General features: G+C 58.3%; 15 protein-coding genes and 1 pseudogene. 7 read left to right on the top strand and 9 right to left on the bottom strand.

Translation table 11 applies throughout. The annotated features are described in order from the left end of the window. The first annotated feature begins 223 nt into the window (after window positions 1–223). Both BM216_RS25980 and BM216_RS25975 read left to right on the top strand, forming a co-directional pair. Window positions 224–706, top strand: a complete 483-nt coding sequence (locus BM216_RS25980) for a helix-turn-helix domain-containing protein (protein ID WP_093002116.1) — start codon at window positions 224–226, stop codon at window positions 704–706. A gap of 88 nt (window positions 707–794) precedes the next feature. Further along, window positions 795–1,496 carry an Abi family protein gene (locus BM216_RS25975; protein ID WP_093002115.1) on the top strand — a complete coding sequence of 234 codons (702 nt, stop codon included), beginning with the start codon at window positions 795–797 and terminating at the stop codon, window positions 1,494–1,496. A 148-nt stretch (window positions 1,497–1,644) separates the two neighbouring features. On the opposite strand, the gene BM216_RS25970 is transcribed toward BM216_RS25975, so the two are convergent. Beyond that, window positions 1,645–1,878: a DUF6894 family protein gene (locus BM216_RS25970; RefSeq protein WP_093002114.1), complete on the bottom strand. Its 234-nt coding sequence runs from the start codon at window positions 1,876–1,878 to the stop codon at window positions 1,645–1,647. Window positions 1,879–1,889: 11 nt separating this feature from the next. Further along, window positions 1,890–2,429 (bottom strand): response regulator, encoded by a 540-nt coding sequence (locus BM216_RS25965; RefSeq protein ID WP_093002113.1) that lies wholly within the window; start codon window positions 2,427–2,429, stop codon window positions 1,890–1,892. 427 nt (window positions 2,430–2,856) lie between these two features. Here BM216_RS25965 and BM216_RS25960 point away from each other — a divergent pair, with 427 nt between their 5' ends. Further along, complete coding sequence (locus tag BM216_RS25960) at window positions 2,857–4,479, top strand: PAS domain S-box protein (protein ID WP_143102864.1); 1,623 nt, start codon at window positions 2,857–2,859, stop codon at window positions 4,477–4,479. Window positions 4,480–4,828: 349 nt separating this feature from the next. Here BM216_RS25960 and BM216_RS25955 read toward each other — a convergent pair whose 3' ends face one another. Next, window positions 4,829–5,749 (bottom strand): LysR family transcriptional regulator, encoded by a 921-nt coding sequence (locus BM216_RS25955; protein ID WP_093002111.1) that lies wholly within the window; start codon window positions 5,747–5,749, stop codon window positions 4,829–4,831. A gap of 206 nt (window positions 5,750–5,955) precedes the next feature. Here BM216_RS25955 and BM216_RS25950 point away from each other — a divergent pair, with 206 nt between their 5' ends. Together BM216_RS25950 and BM216_RS34745 are read left to right on the top strand one after the other, a co-directional pair. Continuing rightward, a complete protein-coding gene (locus tag BM216_RS25950) occupies window positions 5,956–6,915 on the top strand; it encodes a quinone oxidoreductase family protein (RefSeq protein ID WP_093002110.1) in 960 nt (319 codons plus the stop codon). Between the two features lie 60 nt (window positions 6,916–6,975). After that, window positions 6,976–7,428 carry an aldehyde dehydrogenase family protein gene (locus BM216_RS34745; RefSeq protein ID WP_093002109.1) on the top strand — a complete coding sequence of 151 codons (453 nt, stop codon included), beginning with the start codon at window positions 6,976–6,978 and terminating at the stop codon, window positions 7,426–7,428. Window positions 7,429–7,619: 191 nt separating this feature from the next. On the opposite strand, the gene BM216_RS25935 is transcribed toward BM216_RS34745, so the two are convergent. From BM216_RS25935 to BM216_RS25930, 3 genes are all read right to left on the bottom strand, one after another. Then, window positions 7,620–7,877: an alpha/beta fold hydrolase gene (locus tag BM216_RS25935; RefSeq protein WP_348272018.1), complete on the bottom strand. Its 258-nt coding sequence runs from the start codon at window positions 7,875–7,877 to the stop codon at window positions 7,620–7,622. 350 nt (window positions 7,878–8,227) lie between these two features. Continuing rightward, complete coding sequence (locus BM216_RS34190; RefSeq protein ID WP_177230914.1) at window positions 8,228–8,368, bottom strand: hypothetical protein; 141 nt, start codon at window positions 8,366–8,368, stop codon at window positions 8,228–8,230. After that, window positions 8,361–8,813: a winged helix-turn-helix transcriptional regulator gene (locus tag BM216_RS25930; RefSeq protein ID WP_093002107.1), complete on the bottom strand. Its 453-nt coding sequence runs from the start codon at window positions 8,811–8,813 to the stop codon at window positions 8,361–8,363. Before BM216_RS25930 ends, BM216_RS34190 begins: the two co-directional genes overlap by 8 nt. A 119-nt stretch (window positions 8,814–8,932) precedes the next feature. On the opposite strand from BM216_RS25930, the gene BM216_RS25925 reads away from it, so the two are divergent. Both BM216_RS25925 and BM216_RS25920 read left to right on the top strand, forming a co-directional pair. Then, entirely contained in the window at window positions 8,933–9,652 is a 720-nt protein-coding gene (locus BM216_RS25925; protein WP_093002106.1) for a hypothetical protein, read from the top strand. 48 nt (window positions 9,653–9,700) lie between these two features. Beyond that, the gene (locus BM216_RS25920) at window positions 9,701–10,435 is read left to right on the top strand and encodes an SDR family NAD(P)-dependent oxidoreductase (RefSeq protein WP_093002105.1); all 735 of its coding nucleotides are present in this window, start codon (window positions 9,701–9,703) and stop codon (window positions 10,433–10,435) included. A gap of 407 nt (window positions 10,436–10,842) precedes the next feature. Here the strand turns inward: BM216_RS25920 and BM216_RS25915 are convergent, their stop codons facing one another. From BM216_RS25915 to BM216_RS25905, 3 genes and pseudogenes are all read right to left on the bottom strand, one after another. Further along, window positions 10,843–11,319, bottom strand: coding sequence for an NUDIX hydrolase (locus BM216_RS25915; protein WP_093002104.1), 477 nt, complete (start codon window positions 11,317–11,319; stop codon window positions 10,843–10,845). Window positions 11,320–11,348: 29 nt separating this feature from the next. Beyond that, window positions 11,349–11,639: pseudogene (locus BM216_RS25910) on the bottom strand (ABC transporter ATP-binding protein); the annotation flags it as partial. Continuing rightward, window positions 11,636–12,040, bottom strand: coding sequence for a VOC family protein (locus tag BM216_RS25905; protein ID WP_093002103.1), 405 nt, complete (start codon window positions 12,038–12,040; stop codon window positions 11,636–11,638). The gene BM216_RS25905 and the pseudogene BM216_RS25910, both read right to left, overlap by 4 nt. Window positions 12,041–12,086 lie beyond the last annotated feature (46 nt).

Raw genomic sequence — 12,086 nt, 5'->3', positions numbered from 1 at the left:
GGTATGGAAATTAGGAATCCCACCCGTCAGGAACGGGGCTTCCCAAGGTAGGGGCGAAATCCGACCAGTAAAGCAGCGCGAACCATATAGCTTTAGTGGTGGAGACAGCACAATTAACGCAGATAGGGGTGGCCCCTGCGTTTTCCATACCCCCGACAGCCCGCCTCATTGAAAGCTGGTATGCGCCTGCGTATCTTCTTTGCAACCGAAGGAGATTTAAACCATGAGCGCAACCCCTTCCGACGCAGAAGTCATCAATTTTCCAAAGCCCGCAGCCAAGAAGCCGTCCTCTACGGAGCGCATCTGGGGCAAGGCTGTTTATAGTCACGGCTATGCGGGCATCCCCTCCATCTTGATCCAGGCGCAGCGGCGCCTCGGCATCAACGCGATGCAGATGAACATTATCATCCAGCTCCTGGATTACTGGCACGAGCCGACGCGCAAGCCGTTTCCTGCCAAAAAGGAACTGGCGAAACGCATGGATGTCACGGAGAAAACCATCCAGAATAATATGCGCGCCCTGGAGAAGGCCGGCTATATCAAGCGCGAAATGCGCAAGACGGCTGCCGGAGACTGGAACAGCAATATCTACCACCTCGACGGCCTGGTGACAAAGATTCAGGCGCTTGAGCCGGAATTCGCGGCTGAAAAGAAGCAGCGGAAGGAAGCCAAGGCGGCTTTGCAAGTTCCGAAGCACGTCAAGTGATTAGGGCAAAAAATTACCCCGGCCGCATGCCTAGGGCAGAGACGGTACCGGGGTGTACGATTATCTATATAGAAGGGGTGGGGAAAAAATGCAAGGGGAAGTAGGGAGGCCAGTTTCCTATGAAGCGCTGGAAATGGCGCTTTCCCTAGAGCGGTTTGGCCGTTACCTCGATTGGGCGAACGGCGACCGTAGCCGCGCTATTGAGCTATATACGCTCAACACGCTGATTTCGGAAAGCCTCTATACGCCGCTGCAGATGCTTGAAGTGGCACTGCGCAACCGAATCCATGTAGTCATGACCGAAGCGGTTAATGAAAGCTGGTTTCATGAACCGGGGTTGCTGCTCGGCGAATGGCAGCCCGAACAACTCGCCAAGGCCATCCAGGACATTGAGGCAGACAAAAAAGAACCGACCCCCGGCCGGATCGTCGCGGCCCTGACCTTCAGCTTCTGGACCGCGATGTTCGGCAAGGACTATGAAACATTGTGGCAGACGACGCTGCACAAGATCGGCCGTAAGCCGGACGGAAAGGGGCTGCGAAGAAAGGATTTCTCCGGACCGCTGGCGCAAATCCGCAGCCTGCGCAATCGCATTGCCCATCACGAGCCTGTCATCATGTGGAACCTGCCGAAACGCTACGAAAGCATGGTGGAAATGACGGGCTGGCTGTCCCCGGCCGCCGCGGCCTGGGGCCAGGCGCACTGCCGGTTCCTAAAGGTCTATCCGGCGGAACCGATCGTGCTGCATCAGCCGCCCCAGCAAGCGAAAGCCATACTCAGAGGGAAATGAATTGAGGCGATTCCGTCGGTGTCGCTCCGACGGTGCACCTTATTCTGTCAGAGTTTACGGCGCGGATTATCCTGTCGCGCGAAGCTGCTCGGAGGTATTTCTTGCGACGATCCGCTCGTATTCCTTTTCCGGTCGTCCGAAGCCGATATCATTCCATGCGAACAACGTCCTTGAACGCAACAGTCGCAAGGGTAGACCCGTCGCCTCCCGCGATCTCGAAGGCCCGGCCATCCACGACGTCGTCGTTCAAGACAAGTTCAGCGACCATTTCACGGGCGGACCGTCGCGCTTCGACGATAGCCTGCGCAAGCGAAGGCAGTTCGATCCCCTCAAGGTCCTCTTCGTAGGTGTCTACGTCGCGGAGGTGAAAGAAAAACCTCATCGGTACGACCCCTAAGCCGGACCGGGGGACGGATCGAACGATACCTTCAGCATGTCGATGATCTCGTCGTGATTGTAGGGCTTCGGGATAAACGAGACGCCGCTCGCAAGGTCGAATGCCCCCAGACGGACATGACCGGAAGTTACGATCACACGCGTGCCTGGCGAACGCGAGCGAATACGGTTCATTAGCCCGAGGCCGTCAGTTGAACCCGGCATGTTCACATCGGTGAAGACGGCGTCAATCTGCGTGCCTTCGAACAGAATAAAAGCCTCGTCGGCGTTGCCTGCTTCGACGACCTCAAAACCTGCCGCCTCCAGCGCGTCCACCGTTGCAAACCTGATGAGTGGCTCATCGTCTACAACGAGTACCCTGCGGATGGGAGGTGCCGTCGCGTCGAGCCCGAGGTGCGGCGGATCGGTATCGCCTCTCGCTTGCCAGTCGGCGACCGCCTGTGACCAGTGCTCTTGATCCCGCCCGTTCGGGCATGCCTCGCTCTGCCAGATCTCATGCGCCCGGCGACTTATCCAGTTGTACTCATCATGATCCATTTTCCGCCTCCGTCGAAAAGCAAAACTCCGTCAGGGTGACACGGTTCCTTCCGAAGAGGGTTCTGGGAGCGTGGCTTGAGCCCGCGCCGTTTCAGCCTGTCGCACAAGGCTCGTTGCCGCGGCTGTTCGGTGCAACGTCAGGGAGGCCGCCGTCAGGCGGCCATTATGGTCCCGACCGCCTTGGTGAAACATCCGGACATCCGCAACCGGCACGCGTCCCGACACAGGCCCTCGGTCTTGTCGCCGGTAACCGACCGTGGGAAGTGTCCCAACGAATAGCCGAACTTTGAACTGCGAACGTATTCAGGTCTGGCGGATGCCGGGTGTGGCCGTAACATCGATGGCGTGCTATTGTTCTCGAAACAACGTTTCCTTTTTGTGTCTGACTCCTTGCGAGGTGCGAAGGACTTAACCTCGGTGGGCGTGCGTGAACGGCAGTGAAGATGCATTTGATGAACGGGATGATGCTGAGCCCGGTGTTCCTTCTCCGGATAGGGGCGACTTGCGAGTCACCGAAATCGAGCGTCTTCGCATGTTCAGCCGGATCGCGCGGGCGGTGGCAGGCGATTTCGATCTTGGCGAGCTGGTTGCGATCGTAACTGACGCCGCGACCCAGTGGTCGGGCGGCAAATTCGGTGCATTCTTTTACAATCAGGTCGACGACAAGGGCGAGATCTATAGCCTCTACACCTTGTCCGGCGTTCCGCGATCGGCGTTCGCCAACTTTGAGATGCCGCGAAAGACGGCAGTTTTCGCTCCGACGTTCGACGGCACTGGCGTGGTGCGTTCGGATGATATCCGGAAGGACCCCCGATACGGCCGGAGCGAGCCCCATTTTGGAATGCCCGCAGGGCATTTGCCGGTTGTCAGCTATCTCGCCGTACCGGTGATCTCACGTACGGGCGCCGTCCATGGCGGCCTTTTTATCGCTCATGATGAGCCTGGGCGCTTTGGCGAAGATGCTGAGGAGATCGTCAAGACGATCGCTGCGCACGCGGCGATTGCCATCGACAACGCAGCGCTCTTGCGCGAAGCACGTCGGGAGTCCGAGGCGCGGCGCATCGCCCACGAGACGAGCGCCAAGCTTGCTGCAATCGTCGAGCATTCGGACGATGCCATCCTCAGCAAGTCCCTCGATGGGACGATTACGAGCTGGAATGCAAGTGCCGAACGCCTGTTCGGCTACGCCGCCGAGGAGGCCATTGGCCGCCACATCACGCTGCTCATTCCGGAAGATCGGCTGCACGAAGAGGACATGATCATCGGCGGCGTTCGCGAAGGCCGTCGCACCGAGCATCTTGAAACGCTTCGGAGACGCAAGGACGGTACGCTGGTCCATGTCTCGCTAACGGTGTCTCCCATCCGTGACGAGCACGGCAACATCGTGGGCGCCTCCAAGATCGCACGCGACATCAGCGAGCGCGTCGAAGCGCAGGAACGACAAGCCCTTCTGATGCGGGAAATGAACCACCGGATCAAGAATCTCTTCACGCTAACGGGCGGGCTGATATCGCTGAGCGCGCGGTCTGCAGGATCCGTAGAGCAATTGGCCAGCACGCTTCGCGACCGCGTCGGGGCACTTGCGCGTGCGCACGCGTTAACGATGCAAGACGATCTCGACGGCGGCGAAGCCTCAGCCGGCCTGGTTGAGTTGCTGCGGGCGATCTTGTCGCCCTATGAAACCGGGCACGCCGATGCGCTAGCCATCACGGGTGAGGACATCCAGGTTCGTGGTTCGGCGCTAACCTCGCTGGCGCTGGTGCTTCATGAATTTGCGACCAACGCTGCCAAGTACGGAGCGCTGTCATCGCTGGAGGGCCGGCTGACGATCCACCTGCGGCGAGAGGGCGAAATGCTGGTCATGCAGTGGATCGAGCGCGGCGGTCCTGCTGTCGAGATCGCCCCTACGCACATCGGCTTCGGAAGTCGGCTGGAGAAGGCCGCGCTCAGTGGCCTCGGTGCGACCATTACAAGAACCTGGGACCCGGCAGGCCTCACATTATCGGTCGCGCTACCCGTCGCGCAGCTCGCCGGCTCGTCCTCGTCGTAAGGCGGGTATCCGAAGCATTGCTGGGAGGATGCTGACGAAGGCGAGATGCGGCTCACCATCGTGACTTGCACGGGAACAAAAGTCCCGTGCTGTTCGGAGACGCGGGATTGGTCGGCCGTCAGCACGCTTCAGCGAGTGCTACAGCATCGGGGCCCGCAGGAAGCCGAAGCTGACTGTTTGCATCGTGCACGGCGTACCACACGTCTTCGGCCATGCCTGCAGGGAAGCGGGTGTTACTACGAGATCGATGTGTCCGTCGGTGCCTCCGCAAGGCAATGGTGCGCTCAATATCGGTGACGCGGCTGGGACGACTCTTGTCTTATTTTCGATCGAGGACCTCTTGTCACCTTCAAGGCATAACTGCAGAGTTCTTCGCTTTACTGGCCTCCTTGAAATGCTCGATTAGCGCACGGAAAGCCGGGGAGGTTCTCCGTCTGCTCGGGTAGTACAGACTGAAGCCCGGCAGGTCGGTCGTCCAATCCGTCAGAACCTCCACCAGTCTGCCTGCCTCGAGATCGCCAACAACTTGAGATCGGAGCAGGAACCCTAGGCCCAAGCCGTCAACGACGGCTGATCGAATTGCCGCTCCGTCATCGAAAATCAACGTTGCATTGATTTTGTACTCGAACTTCCGGCGGCCCATCTGCATTGGCCAATCGAGCAGCCGCGCTGAGCTCTTGTAGCGGTATGACACGATCCGATGATCAACCAGATCTTCTGGTGCAAGGGGGATCGGGTATTTCTCAAAATAGGATGCAGACCCTGCGATCACCACTGGAGTCGACTTGGTCAATGGGAGCGCGGCCATGTCTTTATCGATGAGCGTTCCAAAGCGGATGCCGCCATCGAAGCCTTCCGCCACAACATCGTCCAAGCCTTCATTTGTTGAAATTTCAACTTTAACACCGGGGTAGCGCTCACAAAAACCTGGTAGCGCCGGCCGGACAACACTTTCGAATGCGGCCGGGATCATTGTCAACCGGACGATGCCTGCCACGGTCTCCCTCGCGCCCTGCATTCTCTGCAGTTCCTCTCTGAGGTCGCGCATGGCGGGACCAAGGATTTCCAAAAGACGCCGCCCCGACTCGGTCGCTGCCACGCTCCGGGTCGTTCTTGCCAGAAGAGGAACGCCAAGCTTTTTCTCGAGCTGGCCAATCGTATAGCTGAGAGTGGATTGCTTGACACCAAGTTCGGAGGCCGCTTCGGTGAAGCTGCGCCGGCGCGCAACGGCCTCCAATACCGCCAGATCGCGAAGGATCAGCCTGTCCATTCATTGACGTCCTCTATAAGCCCATTCGAAATTCGGTAGCTTATCAACATGTGCCGGGGCGTCTACCCTCTCAAGGGTCAGTGCAGAAGCGGATTTGCCTGGCGTGCACCTCAGTCACTGCTGAAGCCAGCAGGCCATTCGGCCTGATGATGGATGTCCGGGATGGCAGCAGTACGGTGTTCGAGCGATGAGGCAGGAGAAGAGAGATGAAGGCGGCCGTTTACGATCACCCAGGACCTCCTGATGTGCTCGTCTATAGAGATGTTCCCGATCCGACGGTAGGTCCGGGCGATGTGCTTATCGCTGTGGACGCGATTTCGATCGAGGGCGGTGACCTCATCAATCGCCGATCCACGCCACCCGCCCACGGATCGTGGATCGTAGGATATGCAGCCTCGGGACGAATCTTGGAGGTCGGTGCAGATGTGATGGACCGCAAAGTTGGAGACAGAGTGACTGCCTTCGACATGCATGGGTCTCACGCCGAACTCTGGGCTGTACCCGCGACCCGGACGTGGCGTCTTCCATCAAGCGTTGATGCAACGGCAGCGGCAGCGTTGCCAATATCGTTTGGCACAGCCCATCATTGCCTTTTTGCCAGAGGCGGCCTGCGTCGCGGCGAGACTGTCCTTGTACAGGGAGCAGCCGGCGGAGTTGGCCTTGCAGCAGTGCAACTCGCCGCTCGAGCCGGAGCAACCGTGATCGCCGTTTCAAGCGGGGCAGGGCGATTTGAAAAAATATCGTTGCTTGGCGCCGATCACGTTATCGATCGGTCCTCCCAAGACCATATCGAGGCTGTGCGGGAGATCACGAAAGGGAGGGGCGTCGATCTGGTGGTCGACCCTGTTGGTGCGACCATATCCGCTTCGCTTGCTATGATGGCGCCCGAGAGCCGTCTGGTGTTTGTCGGGAACGCTGGCGGCGGCAACCTTTCGGTGGATCTATGGCCAGCCATGCAGTCAAATCAGACTTTGCTCGGCGTTTTTATGGGCGCGCTTTTCGAAAGGCCGCAGATACGCTCGACGGTCGACGAGTTGTTGTTAGCGCTAAAGAACCGGGAGATCGAGGTAAAGATCGAAAAAGCGTTTCCTCTCTCCCAAGCCAGGGACGCCCATGATTTTGCGGAGAGGGCGAAGCCGCTAGGTCGGGTCATCATGGTGCCGTAATGTCTCCTCCCTTTGCCGCCTGAACGCACTTGGCGTGCATCCAACAGCACGCAAGAATGCGTGGCTGAGCGCGCCGGCGGACCCATAGCCTGTCCGCTCCGCCACTTCGTCGAGCGTCAGCCGCTCGTTGATCAGCGCCGACTTTGCGACAGCCATACGCCATCGAAGAATGTAGGCCATGGGAGCGATCCCGATCGTTTCCTGGAACCGGCGGGCGAAGGCCGACCGCGACATTCCTGCGACGCCGGCCAGACGGGCCAGGGTCCAGTTGTGGTTTATCTCGGCGTGGATTGCTGCGATTATGGCTTGTCAGCCTTCGTCTGGGGTGCGGACCTTGATCGGCTAAGGCGTATCGCCGACCGCGTCCGGGCAGGCATGATCTATCTCAACGAAGGCAATTACGACCTACGTAACCCATGGGGCGGATACAAGAAAAGCGGCAATGGTCGCAAGCAGGGTGAGTTCGCCTTCCACGACTTCCTGGAGGTGAAGGGGGTGATGTACCCAGGCTGAACAGCTATCGGTGGAAGCCGCTGTCGAGCGGCTCCACTTCTTTGCCGATACGACCGTCTGCGATGTTTCCAATACGCCTTAGGACGTTCCCGGACACTCTTGGAATACCACTGTCGTTGGCGCCGTGATTGCCGATAACATAGGATCGGAGCGGGAGATCCACTCTCATACCTTCCATGGCGGCTAATCGATTACTTGATCCAGAAGGTGTTCAACGCTATCGCCATCTCATCGGGTCGCTGGAGCGGATACCAGTGCCCCGCGTCGAGCAGAACCACCTCGCGCGCCCGGATGTCGCCTGCCAATACGTCCGCCAATTCCGGCGGAACCGGCCGATCCTTTAAGCCGTGAAGCACCAGTGTCGGTGCGGTAATGTTGGCGAGGCCTGGCTGCCATTCTCGCCCGACATTCAGCGCCGAGCGGTAGAGCCGCAGGATACAATCGCCCATGCGGTTGTCCACATCCGCGACGATCCGGTTGGCTTCGGCCGACGACGACCCGTCCTCTAACAGACGCGTCCTCATAGGGGTCAGAACAAGATTAGTGCGAAATAGTACGCTAACCGAATTCGTGCATATTTTACGTAGTTTTGCCGCCTGTGCTGAAATATGAAGTTTTAGGGTGAAACGCTATTTAGGACGCAGTTTTGGGAACGAATATCGATCTCGATCATCACTTTCTCGGCGAAACGTACGATTTCGCACTAATCTTGTTCTGACCCCAGCGAGCCTCAACCGATAAGGCGGCGCATTGGAGTGCTCAGGACTGAGAGCATCCTCCACTCGACTTGACGCTGCGGCTAGCGCGGAGCTCCGCCCCGCCCGATCTCCCCTTCCTGGATCGCACGAAGCTCCACCTTCTCGAGGCGAAGATCGCTGAGCTTCGGTCGACCTTGCGGCCGCGCGGCCAGAACGACGCGCTGGCAGATCGACTCAGTCATGGATGCTCCTCACCTGGAAGTCACGCGGCCCAAGAGTGCGCCCGTCCTGTGCGGTAAGCTGTAAGCGGGCCAGAGTGTGGCCATTTTCTCTGTCCACCATGTCGAACTTCAACTCGCCGGCTTCGAAGCAGTTTTCCTCCCCCCACTGCCACAGAGCTACAACAATCGTCGCCAGCCGTTCGCCTTTTGGCGTCAAGACATAGCGGTGGCTGAGGGTCGAGGCGGGGTCCGGCTCGATCGTGAATATACCGTCTTCCGTGAGCTTCTTGAGACGAGTCGACAGGATATTCTTCGCCAGGCCCAGGTTCTTCTGAAACTCGCCGAACCGTTCGAGGCCGTGAAAGGCGTCGCGCACGATCAGAAGCGACCACCAGTCGCCGATTACGCCCAGCGACCGCGCAATTCCGCAATTCGCATTTCTCAGGTCTGTCCGCTTGCCTCTCACTTAAAATCTCCGAAGGCTTGAATATCAGTTGCAAAGTTAAACCAAAACGGTTTATGAGTCGATAGGTTGCAAAGTTAAACCGTTCGGCAGGCCTTGCCGGCTAGGTTGGGAGACATTGAATGAGTGATTTATTGGACCAGGCAATCGCGGCGCACGGCGGCTGGGAGCGTTGGGAGCAGATCAGCGAGTTGAACGCCCATATCCAGGTGGGTGGTGCTATCTGGCACGTGAAGGGGTGGCCGGACGTCTACGCCGACATTCATGCCTCCGCGTCGACGCGTCGACCGCATACGGAATTCAGCCCCTTCTTAAAGGCTGGTCAACGATGCGTATGGGAGCCGAACCGCACTGTGATCGTCGTTGACAGCGGAGAGGTGGTCGAAGAGCGCCTGTCGCCCAGGTCGTTCTTCGGGGGGCATACGATACCGACGCCATGGGATCAGCAGCATCTGATCTACTTCACTGGCTATGCGATGTGGACCTATTTGACGACGCCTTTTCTCTTTGAACTCCCGGGTTTCAAGACGGAAGAAGTCGAGCCTTGGGACGAGGATGGCGAGACCTGGCGCCGGTTAAAGGTGACGTTCCCAGCGAACGTACCCAGCCATTCCACCGAGCAAACTTTCTATTTTGACAACAGTGGGCTGCTGCGTCGTCAGGATTACAGTGTCGAGATCATGGGGGGGACGACCAGCGCCAACTACGCAAGTGATTACCAGGCGTTCGATGGCCTCGTCTTTCCGACAAAGCGGCGCGTCTACACCGCTGGGCCGGACAATCGACCGATTCTGGGCCGCGTCGCTGTCGCGATCGACATCCTCGCTATCGACACAGCCTAAGCCGGCTGGCAACCTTCCAGCCATGTAACTCTATCGATGGAGGCTTAGGTGATTGACCTGCAGAGAAGTGCATTAGTGGTCGGTGTCGGAGCGGTTGCTGGGCTCGGAGCCGCCTATGGGAGACGCTTTGCCATGGCTGGATATCGTGTCCTTCTCGCCGGCCGATCTCCTGACAAGGTCGAAACGGCAGCGGAAGACATTCGCAGCCGCGGTGGACAGGCTCGTTCGATCATCGGCGATGCCAGTATCGAGGCAGATGCGATTAAATTCGCATCTGCCGCCGAGGATTGGGCGCCCTTGGAAGTGGCTGTGCACAACGCCGGAACGAACCGGCGTGATTCGTTCCTTGAGCTTGAGGTTGCAAATCTTGAGCAACTTTGGCGTGAACATACACTCGGCGCCTTCTTGACCGGGCGCGAAGCTGCGCGACGGATGGTCCCCCGTGGCCAAGGAACCATCTTGTTCACGGGCGCAACCGGCTCGTTGCGTGGCAAAGCACTGTTCGCCGCGTTCGCCGCCGCTAAGGCAGGGGAGCGAGCGCTCTCCCAGAGCCTGGCACGCGAGGTCGGCCCGAAAGGCATCCATGTGGCGCACCTGATCATCGATGGCGGGATCAATGGCGACCGGCTGCTGCGGTCAATGCCGAATTTGCGCGGGGAGCGGGGGGAGGACGGCCTACTCCTGCCAGACGATATCGCCGACACCGCCTTCCTTGTGCACCAGCAGAAGCGCTCCGCCTGGACACAGGAGACCGACCTTCGTCCCTGGTCGGAAGTCTATTGAGTGAGTGGGAATGGACCGCACTTGAGGCCTTGCGCAAAGTTGCACGCTTACCCGGGGCAGAACAAGATTAGTGCGAAATCGTACGCCAATCACATTCGTCTATATTTCCCGTAGTTTGTCGCCTGTACTGAATATGAAGTGTTAGGGTGAAATGCTTTTAGGATCCTGTTTGGGAACGAAAATCGATCTCGAACATCACTTCCTCGGCTAAACTTACGATTTCGCACTAGTCTTGTTCTGACCCCTATTCCGATGTCTTCGCACGGGAAAATGCCATCTGAGTTGCACGTCAAGTGTCCCGAGGATGATCAATCCCATGCCATGGTAACGCATCTGAACTCGTCAGCGTGGCATTAAGCTTTGCGGGTAAAGCCACGTATCGAGGCATTGCAACGTCTCCTTGCCGTTCAGGCCGTTGGAGAAGCTGCTTGGATTAGCAGATGCCGAACCGGCTCACGCCTTACAAATTCCGCCTCCACATGCCTCAGTACATGACGTTGCCCAGCAAATGGCACCATTCCCAAGGCGGTCTCGAAAGACACCCATCGAAACTCGCTGTGCTCGTGATTAATAACGACGGTCGCAACAGCATCCACGAAGCCGACAAAGACCGGCAAGATGCTGATTGCATCACGATCGGCCTCGTAGAACCGCTCACAAATGTCTGCGGAATACAGACGCTTGCAGGTGAGATTTGTCTCCTCGTTGACTTCGCGTAGCGCCGCTTCCCATGCTTTTTCGCCCTTCTCGATCGCGCCGGCGATCTGGCACCATTCGCCAACCAGCGTATTATTCCGGCGCAGAAGCAAAACCTCGCATCCGGCGGGCACGATCCGTAGAACGACGACTGATACCGCGGAGCATCGGATCGGAATTTCAGTCATGGGTGCTCCCTTCTAATCGGAGGTATCGGTCAAGCAATGTCTTCTGGAATAAAGCCACCCGTCTGACGCTGCCAAAGGCTTGCGAACAGTCCGTCGCCCTTGATCAACTCCTCCGGGCTGCCTTCCTCTATAATGCGGCCGTGGTCGAGGACCACGATCCGGTCCATTTTCGATATGGTCGACAGACGATGGGCGATTGCGATCACCGTCTTTCCCTGCATCACGACATTAAGCCGCTCCTGGATGGCGGCTTCGGATTCGCTGTCGAGCGCCAAGGTTGCCTCGTCCAAGACTAGAATTGGTGCATCCTTCATAACTACGGCGCTCCGTTGATCTCGACGACATTCAAGTCGGGGTCACGGAGGTAGAGCTGCGGAAAGCCGGCAAGGCCGGTACGAAAGATCAGCAGACAATGTGGATCGCCGTGAGGCAGGTCTTCGCGGAAACCAAGTCGCATCAGTCGATCGACGGCGTCGTCGAAATTCTCCGTGCGGAAAGCGAAATGCCAGTCGTTACGATCGACAGCAGGGTTCTGTCGGAACGTGCCTTCCGGATATTCGACAAGATGCACTTGTAGGTCGCCACACGCCAGCCAGGCACCGCTAACGGAAAAACTCGGCCGCGCGATCTCGGTGAGGCCGAACGCGTCGCGATAAAACGGCAATGATTTACCAAGGTCGGCGGTGATGATCGATACATGATGCAACGCAAGCAAAGACATGGCTGCCCCTCACGATACTGGGATGTCCTACACTACCAGAAGCCTG

The sequence above is a fragment of the Rhizobium sp. NFR07 genome (genome assembly GCF_900111905.1).
Taxonomy (GTDB): domain Bacteria; phylum Pseudomonadota; class Alphaproteobacteria; order Rhizobiales; family Rhizobiaceae; genus Neorhizobium.
The sequence above is the reverse complement of the archived record's forward strand: the minus strand, read 5'-3'. Positions and strand labels throughout refer to the sequence as shown.